Here is a 17788-nt window from a genome sequence, read left to right as displayed (position 1 = left end):
TGCTAGACGGTAGGGGAGCATTCTAAACTGCATCGAAGGTGTGTTGTGAAACATGCTGGAGCGTTTAGAAAAGAAAATGTAGGCATAAGTAACGATAAATAAGATGAAAAATCTTATCGCCGTAAGACTAAGGGTTCCTGATCAACGCTAATCGGATCAGGGTTAGTCGGGTCCTTAGGCAAAGCCGAAAGGTGAAGCTGATGGCAAACTGGTGAATATTCCAGTACCTGCTATAAATTCGATGGAGTAACGGAGTAGTGAAAGGATCGCGCACTTACGGAATAGTGCGTTAAAGGGCGTAGGTATATTTTTGGTAGGAAAATCCGCCAGAGATGCTGAAACCTGATAGTACAGCAAAGCTTCGGCCGCGCTGATAGTATCCCTAATCAGACTTCCAAGAAAAACTTCTAAGGTTCGTTTATAGCAGCCCGTACCGTAAACCGACACAGGTAGTCGAGATGAGTATTCTCAGGCGCTCGAGTGATCCGTGGTAAAGGAACTAGGCAAATTGACGCTGTAACTTCGGGATAAGGCGTGCCGCAGTGATGCGGCCTCAGTAAAATGGTACAACCAACTGTTTAACAAAAACACAGGGCCCTGCAAAATCGAAAGATGACGTATAGAGCCTGATACCTGCCCGGTGCTGGAAGGTTAAGGAAGGATGTTCGGAGCAATCCAAAGCTTCTGACTGAAGCCCCAGTAAACGGCGGCCGTAACTATAACGGTCCTAAGGTAGCGAAATTCCTTGTCGGGTAAGTTCCGACCTGCACGAATGGTCTAATGAGTTGTACACTGTCTCTACCACGAGCTCGGTGAAATTGTAGTATCGGTGAAGATGCCGGTTAATCGCAACGGGACGGAAAGACCCCGTGAACCTTCACTACAACTTAACATTGATTTTGAATGCCAGATGTGTAGGATAGTTGGGAGACTATGAAGCAGCTTCGCCAGGAGTTGTGGAGTCATCGTTGAAATACCAACCTTCTGTTATTTAGAGTCTAATCCCAGCAATGGGAGACATTGTTTGGTGGGTAGTTTGACTGGGGTGGTCGCCTCCTAAAAGGTAACGGAGGCTCGCAAAGGTACCCTCAGTACGGTTGGTAATCGTACGCAGAGCGCATTAGTATAAGGGTGCTTGACTGTGAGGCAAACAAGCCGAGCAGGTGCGAAAGCAGGCTAAAGTGATCCGGTGGTTCTGTATGGAAGGGCCATCGCTCAAAGGATAAAAGGTACTCCGGGGATAACAGGCTGATCTCACCCAAGAGCTCATATCGACGGTGAGGTTTGGCACCTCGATGTCGGTTCGTCACATCCTGGGGCTGGAGAAGGTCCCAAGGGTTCGGCTGTTCGCCGATTAAAGTGGCACGTGAACTGGGTTCAGAACGTCGCAAGACAGTTCGGTCCCTATCTGTTGTGATCGTTAGTAAATTGAGAGGACATGACCTTAGTACGAGAGGACCGGGTCGTACATACCGCTGGTGTATCTGTTGTGCCGCCAGGTGCAGTGCAGAGTAGCTATGTATGGATAGGATAAACGCTGAAAGCATCTAAGCGTGAAACCTGCTTCAAGATGAGTTTACTTTTAAGGGCCGTCGGAGACTACGACGTTGATAGGTTACAGGTGTAAGGGTGGTAACATCGCAGCCGAGTAATACTAATTGCCCGTAAGCTTTAATTTTTTAAATATTACGCTAAAGAGTCTTAGAATACAACTTTCCCGATATGTTATCTTATTAGTTTGCTGTAAAGCAAAAAAGATCTTATGGTGGTTATGCCGAGGGTGTTCACCTCTTCCCATTCCGAACAGAGAAGTTAAGCCCCTCATGGCCGATGGTACTGCACTATCATGCGGGAGAGTAGGTAGCTGCCATACTTATTAAAAGAAAGCCTTAGTGTACAAACACTGAGGCTTCTTTATTTATTTCTATCCAAACAGAAAAGCTGTTACAGGATCATCTCTTTAAGAGACTCAAATACGATTTACAGTTCGCTCAGAACTTCATCATATAATTGCCTGCTCACACAGGCTAAAGATCTTATGGTGGTTATGCCGAGGGTGTTCACCTCTTCCCATTCCGAACAGAGAAGTTAAGCCCCTCATGGCCGATGGTACTGCACTATCATGCGGGAGAGTAGGTAGCTGCCATACTTATTAAAAGAACGCCTTAGTGTTTCAAACACTAAGGCGTTCTTTTTTATATCATCTCCCCAAAATTCATCTATCACCTGCGATCATACCACTTCGCCAGATTTATCGCAACACCCATATTAAAATTTACCGGCTGGAAATACTCATTAAAATTACGGTCGTTGGTATTATCGTCGTAGAAACTATTACTGTTTATCGGTGTTGAAAACTGTAACTGTGCCTGGAACTTTACGTATTTATAACCCACCCGCACTGTAAATGCCGGCTCATAGAACACCACAGATTTGTCGTGGATACGCATAAATTTCGTCTGCTCCTGCTCATTATTTTCAAATGCCTTTATGCCAATATTACTGTCGTAAAAATTGATCAGCGAAAAACGACTGCTGAACGCTGCTTCCACCACACGATGGGCAAGCCCGAAACTGGGTTGTATGAATACTTTGCTGAAGCGGTTTTTTATCACATAGTCGTTCAGGTTAATGTTACCCGTACCATCATTATCGGATTTGTAATTGCCAGTCAGCGTTTTGAAATTGCCGCTGCCAAAACCCGCATATACATCAAAAACTGCTTTTTTACTAACACCAATAGGTTTGAAGAAGCCAACTGCTCCTTCTATCAATCCTCCGCGGGTATTGTTATCCCGGAATAAACCATCGTCATCATAACTATTGGTCGGATCTGCATAATTAAATCCCCAGAGGTACTGGCCATTTGCCATGATGGCTATATTATCAGTAACTGCAAAAGCGCCCTGCAGATTAGTAGGAGTAACACTGCCTTTGAATTCATATTTCTCTTTCAACAATGGAACATTTACCTGGTTAGGCACGTAGATACGCTTGTTACAAGAGGATACGGCAAATGCAGCAATACAGAATAATGCAACATAAATGCAAGATTTCATAAAGTTGTAGGTTATCAGTTTTTAGTATTGAGTTTATATTCCGGTAGATTCCCGCTTGATTAACTCCACCGGGAATACATAATTTTTTGTCACTTTTACTGTTTCATCATGGTTGATCAGTTGAACAATTGTTTCCACAGCCTTCTGCCCCATATTATAACCCGATTGTTCAATAGTAGTTAAAGAAGGGGAAATAATACGGGAAGAAAGGTCATTGGAATATCCCACTACTTTGATCTGCCCGGGAACAGCAATATTCCTGTTCCTCGCTTCACGGATAAAGGCAACCGCCGAACTATCGTTAGCTGCAAACATACCATCCGGCATTTTTTGTGCATCAAACAATTGTTGTGCAGCAACAGTCGCCGAGTCCATCGTCAGGTCGTGGATATAAACCAGCTCTTCGTCGAAGGGAATATTGTATTGTGCTAATGCTTCTTTATAGCCTGAAAGCCTTTGTTGGTAAAGGTTACAGGTAAGCACCCCGGAGAAGTGGGCAATACGTTTGCAGCCTTGTTTGATCAGGTGTTCGGTGGCCAGGAAGCCGCCTCTGAAATCATCTCCGGTAATAGTATAACCCTGGAAATCGGTAGGTACACGATCATAAAATACCAGTGGAATATTGTTCTTGATAAACGGGCTGAAATGATCAAAGTTGGTGGTAAACATGGAAGCCACCGCCAGTAATCCATCTACACGAAGGGAGTAAAAAGTATGTACTAATTCTTTTTCCATCGCTACGGTTTCATCCGACTGACCAATTACAATGCTGAACCCATATTTATGCGCCTCGTGCTGAATACCGCTGATAGCCGTACTCTGAAAGTACATGGAAGTACGCGGTACGATAAGGCCGAGAATGTTCGACCGTTTCTTACGCAAACTGGAAGCAATCCAGTTGGGCACATAGCCCATTTCTGTAGCTGCGGTTTGTACTTTTTCGCGTGTTTCCAGGTTAATGAGCGGATTATTTTGTAATGCACGTGAAACAGTAGATGCCGACAGATTCAGTTTATGCGCGATATCGTATATCGTAATTTTGTTAGTCCGATCTTTCACTTTTGAGGCGTCTAGATTAATAATGCAGCGATATTAAGCATTTTCCACAATAAATTATAGGCTTTTGAACATCCATAAAACGAATACACCCCTCCCGGAGTTACCGGGAAGGGTGCAGATATTTTCGTGTATGCGGATTCGTTATTTAGGATCCAGTGCCTTATTGATACGGGCGATCAGGTCCTGGAGGTGGTTGCGTGTCATATTGTCGCCACTGCCTGCAGCTGCGCGCAGCTCGGTTCTCAGGGCTACCAGCTGGGCGCGGCCAATACCCGCAGCATCAGACCTGGATGCACTCGGAGGTGCATAACCACCCATCATTGGATTGGCGGGGGGAGCTGGAGCCACCAGTTCAGCAAGGTTATCCACATAGTCGCGTTGCAGGTTTCTGCGGTATACGTCTATCGGCTGATGTGTATAAAGTTCTGAGAAGATGGATTTTTTCAGATCGTTCAGCATGTCAACAGGGGAATAAGCCTGTGTTCCCAGGGCAGCTTCACCGGCAACCAGTTTATTGATGGTATTGGTGCCCATCAGCCTGTCCAGCACCGGTGTTTGACGGGAACTGATCAGGGAAACACCATCGCTGCCTATACGGCTTAGTAAATCCTGGTTGATCAGCCATTTCGGAGTGGTGAACAGTTGCTTGTTCAGGAACTGTATAGCCTCTTTCTGGGTTGCTTTAGGTACGTATTCATACACACCACCGGCTTGTTCTACGGTTTTAGGTGTTTCGTAGATACCGCCTACATTTTTGGCTACATGGCCCATGTAACGGCTAAACTGACCGGCAACTTCCTTATACAATTCGGACAGGTTAGCATAACCTTCGTTATCTACCTTTGTCCAGCTAAGGAGATTAGGCATAATATACCGGAGGTTTTTTATGCCGTACGTACTGGCAATCATGGCATTGTCGCCCAGATCTTCATTTTGGGATCTTGGATCATCCGGGTTCATTTCTGTACCGAACCAGAACTTCTTATCCTTCAGCTTTTCTACCGTTATTTTATTGAGAATTGGCGTTTCAGCTTCCGGTGATTTGGCCTGTGGAAGCAGCTTATAGCCCCACTCGATTGCCCATTTATCATAGTAGTTAATACGGGGATAGAGATCAGCTCCGGTGATGCCATCGCCAGGTTGCGCTACATAGTTAAATCGTGCGTAGTCCATGATAGAAGCAGCATGACCGTTCTTTTTCACCCATTCTTTATCACGCAGTTTTTCAACCGGGTAGGTAGAGCTGGAGCCAAAGTTATGACGCAAACCGAGGGTATGACCTACTTCGTGGGAAGATACAAAGCGGATCAGTTCACCCATGAGTTCATCGCTGAACTGCATGTTACGGGCGCGGGGATCGTTGGGAGATGCCTGCACAAAATACCAGTTACGCAGCAAATGCATCACGTTGTGGTACCAGTTGATATGACTTTCGATGATTTCACCGGAGCGGGGATCATGTACGTGAGGACCGCTCGCATTGGGCACATCAGAAGGTTTGTATACGATAGCAGAGAATCTGGCGTCTTCAATAGACCAGGTGGAATCTTCCTGGGGAGTAGGCGCCATTTTAGCGATGATAGCGTTTTTGAAGCCCGCCTGTTCGAAGGCCGACTGCCAGTCGTTCACCCCCATGATCAGGTATTTACGCCATTTTACGGGCGTTGCGGGGTCAATATAAAACACGATGGGTTTCGCTGGTTCCACCAGTTCCCCGCGTTTATATTTCTCCAGATCTTCCGGTTTGGGTTCCAGGCGCCAGCGGGTGATCATCTGGAGTTTTTTTACACCTTGCGGATCCGCATCGAAGTCGGTTACGCTGGTAGTGAAGTAACCTACGCGGGGATCAAAGTAGCGTGGCTGCATGGGTACAGCAGGAAGCAATACCATAGAGCTGTTCAGTTCCACGGTCGCATTGCCGCCCGGAGAAGGGGGCATACCCGGGCCGGCGGGTCCGCCGGATTTGCTGTATGTTTTTACGGTTTTGATTTCGGTATTCATCGGATAGGATTTTACATCAGAGATGTAAGATTTATCTGGTTGAACGCCACCGATTTTGAGCATGTTTTTAACCTGGCCGTCGAAGAACAGGATATCGTTATCCCCGCTGATGTATTCTGTGAGGTCAATAACGGTACCTTTCCCGTTTTTAGATGCTGCCTTTACATCAAATGCTGCCACGATTGGCTGCAGATTAGAGTTGCTCACGGACGTGAACATGGGTTGGGTAGAATCTTTTGAAACGTCGGCATAGGAGATATTTTTCAGGAAGATGCGATTGTTGGGGCCTTTTTCAAAGCGGATCACATTTTCGCCGATGATATCGCCGCTGAAGCCCATCATCATGGCGCGGAGGCCTGCGGCCGATTTGGAGATCCTGTTTACCACCAGTACATCTCTTCCGAGCAGGGTATCAGGGATTTCGAAAAAGAAGCGGTCATCCAGTTTGTAGATGTTGAACAGGCCGGAATCAGCTTTAGCTTTATCGGTAATTACTTCGGCGAAGGGTTTAGGTCCTGGCTTGGGTCCTGGCTTGATCATGGGAGGTTTCCCGGTAGAATCTTTGGCAGGAGCAGGAGTAGTTGGCGCGGCGTTACGGGGTTGTTTTTTCCGCTGTGCGCTGGCAGGTTGATAAACGATAATACCCAGGCAAAGTGCGCCTGCCACGGCTATTATCAGTTTGTGATGAAATGGTTTGGTCATTACGATTTAATAATTGGTTCTTGATTAGTTGTTATGTTTTTTTAAAAACCTTTGCAAGTAAGTATTTTAAGTACTAACTTATCAGGAAAATCCATAAACGCAGTAATGGCTGTAGGAATGGAAAAAAAGGATCTAAATTGAATGGTAGGCGTTGGAACAGTAGTTGCGGTGGCAACTTTTTTTATGTAAGTATTTATTATTATAGCAAATAATAATTTCATATGGCAGAGATAGAGGAGGAGGAGTTGATTATCGCTGTCGTATTGATTTTCAAGTTATGAAGCGGGTAAATATTCGACATTGTGTTGCTAAATGCTATTAGCGTCGCCTGAAAGTGGTTACTGGCGCGGGAATAAATAAGTTAGCAGAATTGTGAGATTTCTGTTGGAACATTTGAATTTTTTCTTAAATTGTGCGTCCAACTTTGAAAAAAATCAAACTATTTCAAGAATTGGGACAGTAACAATCAGTTGTGAGAACTGCAATATTGGTTTATTCGCTTATGTAAGTGTTTGCTCTAAAAAAATGAGTGGTCTAAAAGCCCTGTGATGGGGCTTTTACGTGTGAAGGTTAATTTTTGTGGGTTTTTTTGGGCTGCACTTGTTTTTTTGGACCAACCGTATAACTTTGCGAATCACTGATTAAAACAGTAAATTGGATGCTGAGGGGCATTCTAAAGTGAATAGAAACTTCTAACAAACAATAGTTTAATTTTTAACACTAAAATTTCAATCAACATGGCTGAGACTAAAACAACTGTGACTGCAGCTACAGCTAAGGCTTCTTCTCATCAACCTAAAAAGTCATCCAACCTGTTCGCGACGTTGGCTGTGCCTATCTGCTTAGTGATAGGATTCCTGTTTTTCTTTTTTGTATTAGGTAATCCAGCCAATTTCCAGGGTAATAATCCCGATGGACATCCTATAGACTCAGGTATCGGTAAATGGTTTGGTACTGTTTACAAGGGAGGATTAGTAGTACCTGTATTGATTTCAGTATTACTGGTGTGTTTGACTTTCGTAATCGAGCGCTTCCTGTACCTGTCAAAAGCAAAAGGTAAATTCAGCGGTTCTGAGCTGGTACGTAAAGTACAGTATCACCTGGCTAACAAAAATGTAGACGCAGCACTGGCTGAGTGTGACAAACAGAAAGGCTCTGTGGGAAATGTACTGAAAGCAGGTCTGAAAAAGTACAAAGAAATGGTTACCAATGCTGATCTGGATACAGAACAGAAGATCCTGACCATCAAGAATGAAATTGAAGAAACTACCGCACTGGAACTGCCAATGATGGAAAAGAACCTGGTGTTCCTGTCTACCATTGCATCAGTAGCAACCCTGTTGGGTCTGTTCGGTACTGTATTGGGTATGATCAAGGCGTTCTCTGCAATGTCTTCCGGTGGTGCTCCGGATTCCGCACAGCTGGCGTTAGGTATCTCTGAGGCGTTGATCAACACCGCACTGGGTATCGGTACATCTGCCATTGCGATCGTAATGTACAACTACTTTACCACCAATATTGATAGCATCACTTACGCTATTGACGAATCTGGCTTTACTTTAACTCAGAGCTTCGCTGCAAACCACAAATAATCTGAGATTATTTTGTGGAATTTGAGCGGTTTTGAATCTATTTAAAGTAAACCATAAAACAGAGTAAAGATGCCTAAAGTTAAAATGCCAAGGAAAAGCACCGCCATTGACATGACAGCAATGTGTGATGTGGCTTTCCTGCTGTTAACTTTCTTTATGCTGGCAACTAAGTTTAAACCGGATGAACCGGTAACAGTAGTTACCCCATCCTCTATTAACACCACCCTTTTACCTGATTCTGATGTGTTATTATTCACAGTAGATAAGGATGGCAGAGTGTTTTTCAGCATGGATGGTCAGCCCAAAAGAAAGAAGCTGATAGAAGATCTGAACACGCAGTATAAACTGGGCCTGGACGATAAAGAAATTAAAAGCTTTGTAACCGGCGCCAGTGTGGGAGCACCTATTAAGGACCTGAAACAATACCTCTCCCTCTCTGAGGACGAACGTAAGAAATCAGGACTGGACAAGGGAATTCCTACAGATTCTGCTAATAATGAGTTAGGTGCCTGGATCGAATATGGTGTTGCAGCACAAGGCGGAAGCGTTGCGAAGCTGAAGTACTGTATCAAAGCAGACAACGAGACTCCTTATCCAAAGATCAAGGAAATCCTGGATACCTTCAAAAAGAAGCATATTCAGAAGCTGAACCTGGTTACAAACCTGGAAGAAGCACCTAAAGGTACTGCTGCCTGGGAAGAGGCAAACGCACCTAAGAAGTAAACGACAGTAATTGCTTCCTGACCTGGAAGACTGTTGATTTAAGAACTAAAAAAAATTGGCTACTATGGCAGAAATGGATACCAGTAGTAGTGGCGGTGGCAAGAAACACGGTGGGACGAAATCCAAGAAACAATCTACCCGTGTAGATATGACACCGATGGTAGACTTAGGTTTTCTCCTGATTACCTTCTTCATGCTTACCACTACCATGTCCAAGCCCAAAACAATGGACTTGATCATGCCAAAGGATACCGAAAATGAAAAGGACCAGAACAAAGTAAAAGAAAGTACGGCCCTGACCATTTTACTCGGAAAAGATAATCGTGTTTACTATTACGAAGGTTTGGCACAAGACCCGAATGCCTCTGCTAATCCTGACTTCTTCAAGGCAACATCTTTTGCCAATACCGGAGGAATCAGAGATGAGATCATCAAAAAGAGGGATGAGGTTGCCAGACTGAGAAATGCAAAAGGTGAACCAGAGGATGTTGTGGTGATTATTAAAGCTGATGATCAGGCTAATTACAAGAATTTCGTAGATATTCTTGATGAAATGGCCATCAACAGGATTCAACGTTATGCAACCGTAGATATCAGTGACCAGGATAAAAAATGGATACAATCTACAGAAGCAGCTAACGGTGTTCCCAATACTCCCGCAGCTCCGCCGGCTAAATAACTAATTATTTTTTTGCATCCATCATAAAACAACAACAATGGATTCTGCTAAAGTCTTAAAGTCCGATTTTCTTGATATCCTGTTTGACGGCAGGAACAAGGATTATGGGGCGTACGATTTGCGGAGACAGTATAATAAGCGTGTGCGGAATGCCATTTTGGGAACCGCGTCATTGTTTGTAATATTCTTTGCAACGTACATGATATCACAGTGGGTTAAAGCTTCTGAGGGTGAAAACACGAAGAAGCCGGTGATACAGGAAATTAAGATGGAGGATGTGAAGTTACCGGATGATCCGAAAACGCCACCTCCGCCACCTCCACCACCTGCGCCGCCACCACCGGTAAAACCGTCAGTACAGTTCACTCCTCCTGTTATTAAGAAGGATAATGAAGTGCCACCGGATGAGGAACCTCCGAAACATGAGGATATTAAGGATAAAGCCATCAGTACTAAAACTGTGGACGGTGATCCAAACGGAATTGATCCGGGATTACTGGAAGATAGTAAAGGTACCGGTGTAGTAGGCCCGCCTCCTGCTCCTGCAAAAGAAGAAATCTTCACTTTCGTAGAGCAACCTCCTACCTTCCCTGGTGGAGAAGAAGCATTGGCCAAGTACCTGAGCAAAAATATCCGTTACCCACGCGTTGCGCAGGAAAATGGTATCTCTGGTACAGTATTCGTTCAGTTCGTAGTAGATTCTGAAGGAAACATTAAAGATGTAAAAACAGTAGGCGCCGCAAAAGGTGGTGGCCTGGAAGAAGAAGCTGTGCGTGTGGTGAAAACCATGCCTAAGTGGAAAGCTGGTAAGCAAAATGGCCGCCAGGTTTCTGTACAGTTCAACCTCCCTATCCGCTTTACTTTGCAGGAGTAGTACTGTATCAAACATATTCTTCAAAGGTCCCGTTTCAACATCGTTGGAACGGGACCTTTGATTTTCGGGAATTGGTGATAGCCCCGATTGTCCGTAAATTTGTGCCCTTTGGGAATATTCATAAACTAAACACGGTATGCTGGGTAAATTAACAGGATTTGATGATACAATTGTGGCGGTAGCAACAGCCCCCGGCCTCGGCGCCATTGCAGTAATACGACTGAGCGGCCCCGATACCTATGCTATCTGTAACAGACTATTCCCCGCAAAGGATCTCCTGCAGCAAGCCAGCCATACCCTGCATTTTGGTAACATCGTTTCCAACGGTCATATCATCGATGAAGTAGTAGTGAGCCTGTATAAAGGCCCCCGCTCCTATACGGGCGAAGATGTGATCGAGATATCCTGTCATGGTTCTCCTTATATCCAACAACAAGTCATTGATGCCACTATCAAAGCGGGTGCACGCCTGGCCAAGCCAGGTGAATTTACCCAACGCGCGTTCCTGAACGGTAAATTGGATCTTACCCAGGCCGAATCCGTAGCCGATCTGATAGCCAGCAATTCCGCCGCCTCCCATCAAACTGCTATGCAGCAAATGCGTGGTGGCTTCTCTAAGGAATTACATGCCCTGCGTGAACAATTAATCACCTTTTCCGCCCTGATCGAACTTGAGCTGGACTTCAGCCAGGAAGACGTGGAATTCGCCGATCGTACGGGCTTATATGCCCTCGTTACCAATGCCACCGGAGTAGTGAAGCATCTCATCGATTCCTTCCGGATGGGAAATGTTATCAAAAACGGCGTGAACACCGCGATAGTAGGTAAACCCAATGCTGGTAAATCTACACTCCTGAATACCCTCCTCAATGAAAACCGCGCCATCGTCAGCGATATTGCTGGCACTACCCGCGACACCATCGAAGAAATCCTCAATATCGATGGCATCCTTTTCCGGCTCATAGATACTGCGGGTATCCGCGAAAGCCTGGATACCATCGAAAGTATTGGCGTGCAAAAAACGATGGAGAAAATACGCGAGGCCGGAGTAGTCGTTTACTTATTTGATGTGAACGAACTCACTGAAACGGATATACGTAACCAGATTAACGCTTTTGAATCACAAAGCGTTAACTATCTCCTGGTAGGAAATAAAACAGATATCACCGGCGAAGCAGCGATCCGCAATAAATTTGCCGGCATACCTGAAATACTTTTTATCTCTGCAAAGAATCATGCACACATCCAGGATCTGAAAGACGCATTGGTACATAAAGTACTGGCCGGTGATGTTAACACAGAAGATACTATCATCACCAACGCCCGGCATCATGCTGCTCTGCAGGAAGTGCTGAAATCATTGCAGGATGTAAAACAAGGAATGGATAACGGTTTGCCGGGAGACTTGCTGGCACTGGATATCCGGCTTTGTTTGCATTATTTGGGAGAGATAACAGGGGAAGTGACAAATGAGGATAGGCTGGATTATATTTTTAGTAAATTTTGTATCGGGAAATAAGCCCTTTCTTATACTTTTCTCTATTTTCATATTCTTTCCAAACGAAATGTAGTAAACGGTTTTAGCCGAACAAATTTTTATATTTTCCACTGATTTTTTTGGTTTTGGACTCCCAAAAGTGTACCCTTTCGAATAGTATTGAAAGAGGTACAGGATTCTCTATTTTGGAGAAATGATGGTAGTAATTGACAGTAATAGGCAGTTTGTAAATAATAGGCGACCCGGATAAGCATACCTCTTATAACCCGTATTTCTGTTTTTTAATAATTCCACATGAGCAGTAATATCAGAATAAGAAAGATCTGTGAACATTGTAACGAAATATTCGTTGCCCAAAAGACGGTTACCAAGTTTTGCTCCCTGGAATGCGCAAGACGCAATTATAAACTTCGTCAAAAGAATAAAAAGGTAGAAGACTCCAATGTTGAAACAAAAGACAAAATGCTTCAATCAGCATTAGGCTCCCAGGTTGTTTATGTTCCTGTACAATTACCACCACAGGAACCCAGTGAGCTGGTAGACATTAAAGCCTTATCCGCCATCACCCGGATAAGTCAGCGTACCTTATTCCGCCTTATAAAAAATGATAACGAATTCCCGCGGCTCCGTATTGGCCGCAGTCTTTTCTTTCACCGGCAAACAGTTATGAATTATATCATCACCAAATTCGGGAACAAATGAGAGGGAAGTTGCGCAAGAAGAATTGAAAGGTGGGAAGCTGAGCTTATATATCGATTATTATCCGCCCGTATGGAATCCGCATAACAAGCGCTTTACCAGACGGGAGTTCCTGAACCTGTATGTTCACGCCAATCCCGTTACTCCGCTGGAGGTTAAGGAGAACAAGTTATATAGTGAAATTGCCGAGAAAATCTACATCAAGCGCATGAAAGCATTGATGCTGGAGGAAAATGGTTTATTTAATAAAGATTCATTGGATGCTGATTTCTTTCTTTATGCAAAGAGTTTCATCCGGGAAAAGCAGCAAGAGAATGTTGATACCACTCATTACGAAACAGCCGTTAAATATCTGCATAAATGGATGGGAGACCATTGTAAATTCAGGCATATAGATGAAATCTTTCTCCAAAAGTTCAAGCAATTCCTGTTAAATACCCATTCCCTGAAATCCAAACATACAAAGCTATCGCAGAATACAGCAGTTTCTTACTATGATAAATTTACAATCATTGTGAAAGAAGCTTACCTGGACAGGTTTCTCCCGGAAGACTATACCATCCGTGTTAAACGAATAGGTAATATAGATACACATCGCCAGATACTGGATGATGCGGAATTGAAGTTATTAATTCAAAATCCGGTAGATGATGATACTGTTTTCAGGTCTTCTATTTTTGCTTTGCTCACTGGATTCCGCTTCAGCGCCATTAAAATATTAAAGTGGAGCGATCTGCATTATTCCACTCCACTGGATTCATGGTATGCATACATTGTCGATCCAAAACCGGGGCGCTCTTTTAAACATTACATCAGTAAACAGGCATACGCCATTCTTGGGGCGAAACCGGAGGACGATGGCCTGGTATTCCCTGATCTTAATTATTCCCGGACACGCACAAAGTTGCAGGACTGGTTCAGCAGTGTTGGATTAAAAGATAAAGCTAAGTTCCATAACTGGCGGCACAAATACGCCACAGACCTTATTGAGAAAGGAGAAGATATATATGTAGTCAGCAAAATGCTGAACCACAAACATGTAAAAACAACCCAAATCTATGCGCAGGTACCTGATGTAACAAGGGCCAAAGCCGCGAACAAGGCTATTTACGATCACTTAAACTGAGGAATATGGCTTCAATAGAACAACGATTATTGTGTATGGAATCTGATATCCGGGAGATCAAATCGTTAATGATTGAATTGCTGGAAACTGTTTCGAAAAAGCCCCGGCCAGCCGGTGGCGGTGAAATTATGTCTGTAAAGGAACTGTCGGATTTTCTCCGGCTGGATGCGAATACTATTTATAACAAGTGTGCGAAGGGGGAGCTGCCGCATTTTAGAATGGGGAAGCTGTTGAAGTTTAAGAAGTCGGAGATATTGGATTGGGTGAAAGGGCTGGAAAATGGTTCGGATTGTTCGGTGGATGAATATGTTACCAGGTATATGCAACAGAAGGTTTTTAAGAGTTAGTTTGAACTGTTCGGAATTTCCGAACGATTAACTATTTCCAAAATGGAAATAGTTCGGAAAGCGATGATGAAAGCTATTCAAGCTAAGAAATTCGGGATTTCCGAATATAAAGCCCTTGTTTACGTTTTGTTAGTGTTTACGATTCGTAAACATTTATTTTTTGTAAACATGAGGTGATTGTTTATATTTGTTTATATTATTTCATTGTTTACGATTCGTAAACAATATAAAAATATAAACATGGAAACTGGAATAATCGCTCAAAACGCTATTGTAGCTTTGGAAAAGCAAACTAACATCAGGATGAAATGGGAGGCAAATGCCCCCAAAGATCTTGACGGGAAAGTGGCTTTTAAGCATAATAAAAAGCAATATCACGCATTTGTGACGATTAAGAAGGAGCTTCGCAACCACCAATTACCCTATTTACTAAGGCAAAACGAAAGCCATCACCCCCTTATCGTCATGGCTGAATACATCTCTCCGAAACTGAAAGAAGAGCTAAGAAAGGAAGATATTGGCTACCTGGAAACTAATGGTAATATTTATTTCAACGAAGGAGATTTGTTACTCTGGCTGGATGGACAAAAAGCTATTCCTCCTGAAACAGAAAAAGCGGGCCGGGCGTTCACCAAAACGGGGCTTAAGTTGGTGTTTCATTTTTTAATCAATGAAGACCTGGTGAATGAAACTTATCGGGAAATTGCATTAAAAACAGGAGTGGGATTCGGCAACATTAATGTGATCATTAGTGATTTAAAGAAGCAAGGCTTTTTGCTCCCGAAAGATAAAAACAGTTACTTTTTAAATAATAGAAAGGAGTTGTTGAACAAATGGATGATCGCCTACAAGGAAAAGCTAAAGCCATCTTTACTGGTTGCGACTTTTCGATTCTTAACAGAAGAAGAGCGTAATCATTGGAAAAAACTTTCTCTTAAGGAAGATAAGACATGGTGGGGCGGAGAGCCTGCCGCTGACCTGATGACTAATTTCTTACATCCGGGTGAGTATACTTTATATACATTAGAAAAACGAGCTGATATAATAAAGCATTATCGTCTTGTTCCTGATGTAAATGGCAATGTAAAAGTATTTCAGAAATTTTGGCAAGATAACGCCAATGATAGTACAGTACCTCCTTTACTTGTGTATGTTGATTTAGTTAACACAGGAGATAGACGATGTATTGAAACCGCTCAAAAAATTTACGATGAGTACTTACAGGATAAATTTTGATCAGATCCGGCAACATCCAAGTTTAGGAGATCTATTAGGAGCTTTGGAAAAAGGGTTATCGAAATTTGGAATTGACTATTACCTGGTAGGAGCGGTATCAAGGGACGTGTGGATGAGCGGCATTAATAAAATCACTCCCAGACGCACTACAGGGGATATTGACTTTGCTGTATTTATTAATGATAAAGGCATATACGAAGAGCTAAAGGAATATCTTATTAATGTGGAGGGATTCACTCCGTATAGTGGTAATGCTTTTGTAATAATCTGGAAGGATGGAACGGAAGTGGATCTACTGCCTTTTGGTGCAATAGAAGATGAACACCGACAGGTTACCGTTAAAGGGAATGGATATACTAACATACACGTAGAAGGATTTAAGGAAGTATACGACCAGGATCTGCCGGAAATAGAAATAGGTGATGGACATCATTTTAAAGTCTGCACTTTGCCAGGCATTGTATTATTAAAATTGATAGCCTGGGACGACAGGCCAGAGGCCCGCCGCGATGATATCAAAGACATTAGCGATATTCTGAATAATTTCTTCGATATGCATCGGGATGCTATATGGGAGCATCACCATGATCTCTTTGAGGAGGAAAGTGTTGAATTACTTTTTATTGCGGCGAGGGTTATGGGCCGGGAAGTACGTAAGATTACAGATAGAAGTCAGCATCTTAATGACCGTGTTTGTAATATCCTGAAAGTAAATGCTGGAGAGGGTTTTGGGAGAATGGCGTTGATTATGCTGGAATATTTTGATACTTCTTTGGAAGAATGTTATCAGTTAATTGAACAATTAAGATTGGGGTTTGAAGAAACGACCGCAACTTAGTTAATCCACATAGGGAGTGTTAAGATAACTGTGTAAAGGCCAAAGATAATATGTAGAGGCTGCTGTGGTAGTTCATAGCAGTCTCTAATTAAAATCTTACCTTTAAACTAATCAGTTATCTTATGGACAAGCTACAGCAGGCCATTCAAGAAGAACTGGCCCACCGTTTAAAAAGCGGTAAAATCAAATCCAGTAAAGATCTCTCCGATCTTTTCCATGAAATGTACCGCATGGGTATCCAGGAGATGCTCAGAGCGGAGATGGATGAACACCTGGGTTACGAAAAACATGCTCCTGAAGGAGTAGAACATACCAATAGCCGCAATGGTTACGGCAAGAAAAAAGTAAAGTCAAATCTGGGTGAAATCCCTTTAGAAATTCCAAGAGACAGAGATGGTAGTTTTGAGCCTCAGTTGATCCCCAAGCGAAGTCGGGTAATGGCTGAAATAGAAGACAACGTTTTGAGTTTATATACTCACGGCATGACTGTTCGTGATATCGAAAGTCACGTTCGGGAGCTATATGGAGTAGAAATGAGTGAGGCAACTATTTCTCACATCACCGACCGGGTAATAGATCATATCGAACAATGGAAGAACAGAAGGCTGGAACGGGTGTATATGATTGTCTGGATGGACGCTATCATATTCAAGGTACGTCAGGATGGTAAAGTCATAGATAAGGCGGTGCAGATAGCGGTAGGCCTTAACAACAGTGGTTATAAGGAGGTATTGGGGATGTGGATTTGTCAGAATGAAAGTGCGGCATTCTGGATGAATGTGTTGACTAATCTTAAGGCCCGCGGGGTTGAAGATATTTTGATCACTAGTACTGATAACCTGAAAGGTTTTGTGGAAGCGATTAAATCTGTCTATCCTCAGACAAAAACTCAAATCTGCATAGTTCACCAATTACGGAACTCACTGAAATTTGTTGTTTGGAAAGACAAGAAGGAGGCCGCTATTGCTTTACGCCAGATATACAGCGCACCTGACGCTGATATAGCATTGACAGAGCTGCAGCATTTTGAAGACCAATGGGGTTCCAAGTACCCCTACATAGTCAAATCCTGGCGTACCAACTGGGACCATCTCTCGACCTTTTTTGAGTTCCCGTTACAGATCCGTAAGATCATTTATACGACTAATCTGATCGAAAACGTGAATCGGGGAATCCGAAAATACACCAAAGCCAGGAGTATTTTACCGAGCGACCAGGCCGTCGAAAAAGTGGTCTACCTCAGCCTGATGCAAGCGCAAAAAAAATGGACCATGCCTCAAAGAGACTGGCCCATTATGTTAATACAGTTTATAAATCTTTTTGGGCAACAGCGATGCAACTTACAGTTATGAACA

Annotated in this window: 14 protein-coding genes and 3 rRNA genes (1 of these 17 running past the window's edge); 14 read left to right on the top strand and 3 right to left on the bottom strand. The window is 43.4% G+C overall.

From position 1 onward, the window contains the following. From ACMXI2_RS24805 to rrf (ACMXI2_RS24795), 3 genes are all read left to right on the top strand, one after another. Window positions 1–1678: ribosomal RNA gene (locus tag ACMXI2_RS24805) — 23S ribosomal RNA — on the top strand (it extends 1206 nt beyond the left edge of the window). 83 nt (window positions 1679–1761) lie between these two features. Next, window positions 1762–1873 (top strand): 5S ribosomal RNA (rrf, locus tag ACMXI2_RS24800). A gap of 164 nt (window positions 1874–2037) precedes the next feature. Further along, window positions 2038–2149 (top strand): 5S ribosomal RNA (gene rrf, locus ACMXI2_RS24795). 73 nt (window positions 2150–2222) lie between these two features. Here the strand turns inward: rrf (ACMXI2_RS24795) and ACMXI2_RS24790 are convergent. The 3 genes from ACMXI2_RS24790 to ACMXI2_RS24780 form a co-directional block, all read right to left on the bottom strand. Beyond that, window positions 2223–3059: a hypothetical protein gene (locus ACMXI2_RS24790; RefSeq protein ID WP_483778666.1), complete on the bottom strand. Its 837-nt coding sequence runs from the start codon at window positions 3057–3059 to the stop codon at window positions 2223–2225. A 33-nt stretch (window positions 3060–3092) separates the two neighbouring features. Next, window positions 3093–4118: a LacI family DNA-binding transcriptional regulator gene (locus ACMXI2_RS24785; protein WP_483778665.1), complete on the bottom strand. Its 1026-nt coding sequence runs from the start codon at window positions 4116–4118 to the stop codon at window positions 3093–3095. 141 nt (window positions 4119–4259) lie between these two features. Beyond that, complete coding sequence (locus ACMXI2_RS24780; protein ID WP_483778663.1) at window positions 4260–6821, bottom strand: zinc-dependent metalloprotease; 2562 nt, start codon at window positions 6819–6821, stop codon at window positions 4260–4262. A gap of 737 nt (window positions 6822–7558) precedes the next feature. Between ACMXI2_RS24780 and ACMXI2_RS24775 the strand changes: the two genes are divergently transcribed. The 11 genes from ACMXI2_RS24775 (at window position 7559) to ACMXI2_RS24725 (ending at window position 17785) form a co-directional block, all read left to right on the top strand. Further along, window positions 7559–8413: a MotA/TolQ/ExbB proton channel family protein gene (locus ACMXI2_RS24775; protein WP_336389237.1), complete on the top strand. Its 855-nt coding sequence runs from the start codon at window positions 7559–7561 to the stop codon at window positions 8411–8413. Window positions 8414–8482: 69 nt separating this feature from the next. Further along, window positions 8483–9136 carry an ExbD/TolR family protein gene (locus tag ACMXI2_RS24770; protein WP_483778662.1) on the top strand — a complete coding sequence of 218 codons (654 nt, stop codon included), beginning with the start codon at window positions 8483–8485 and terminating at the stop codon, window positions 9134–9136. Window positions 9137–9200: 64 nt separating this feature from the next. Then, complete coding sequence (locus ACMXI2_RS24765) at window positions 9201–9815, top strand: ExbD/TolR family protein (protein WP_483778661.1); 615 nt, start codon at window positions 9201–9203, stop codon at window positions 9813–9815. Window positions 9816–9852: 37 nt separating this feature from the next. After that, window positions 9853–10689 carry an energy transducer TonB gene (locus ACMXI2_RS24760; protein ID WP_325642566.1) on the top strand — a complete coding sequence of 279 codons (837 nt, stop codon included), beginning with the start codon at window positions 9853–9855 and terminating at the stop codon, window positions 10687–10689. A 136-nt stretch (window positions 10690–10825) separates the two neighbouring features. Continuing rightward, entirely contained in the window at window positions 10826–12208 is a 1383-nt protein-coding gene (gene mnmE, locus ACMXI2_RS24755) for a tRNA uridine-5-carboxymethylaminomethyl(34) synthesis GTPase MnmE (RefSeq protein WP_483778660.1), read from the top strand. Between the two features lie 273 nt (window positions 12209–12481). Then, window positions 12482–12889, top strand: coding sequence for a hypothetical protein (locus tag ACMXI2_RS24750; RefSeq protein ID WP_483778659.1), 408 nt, complete (start codon window positions 12482–12484; stop codon window positions 12887–12889). 22 nt (window positions 12890–12911) lie between these two features. After that, window positions 12912–14012, top strand: a complete 1101-nt coding sequence (locus ACMXI2_RS24745) for a tyrosine-type recombinase/integrase (RefSeq protein WP_483778658.1) — start codon at window positions 12912–12914, stop codon at window positions 14010–14012. A gap of 5 nt (window positions 14013–14017) precedes the next feature. Beyond that, complete coding sequence (locus tag ACMXI2_RS24740) at window positions 14018–14359, top strand: helix-turn-helix domain-containing protein (protein ID WP_483778657.1); 342 nt, start codon at window positions 14018–14020, stop codon at window positions 14357–14359. Between the two features lie 240 nt (window positions 14360–14599). Beyond that, window positions 14600–15595, top strand: coding sequence for a type IV toxin-antitoxin system AbiEi family antitoxin (locus ACMXI2_RS24735; protein WP_483778656.1), 996 nt, complete (start codon window positions 14600–14602; stop codon window positions 15593–15595). After that, complete coding sequence (locus ACMXI2_RS24730; protein WP_483778655.1) at window positions 15570–16433, top strand: hypothetical protein; 864 nt, start codon at window positions 15570–15572, stop codon at window positions 16431–16433. Before ACMXI2_RS24735 ends, ACMXI2_RS24730 begins: the two co-directional genes overlap by 26 nt. A gap of 122 nt (window positions 16434–16555) precedes the next feature. Continuing rightward, window positions 16556–17785: an IS256 family transposase gene (locus tag ACMXI2_RS24725; protein WP_483778654.1), complete on the top strand. Its 1230-nt coding sequence runs from the start codon at window positions 16556–16558 to the stop codon at window positions 17783–17785. The last annotated feature ends 3 nt before the right edge of the window (window positions 17786–17788 follow it).

The sequence above is a fragment of the Chitinophaga sp. G7 BAM 1005 genome (assembly GCF_057126945.1).
Note: the sequence above shows the minus strand (reverse complement) of the source record. Positions and strands in the feature narration are given on the sequence as shown.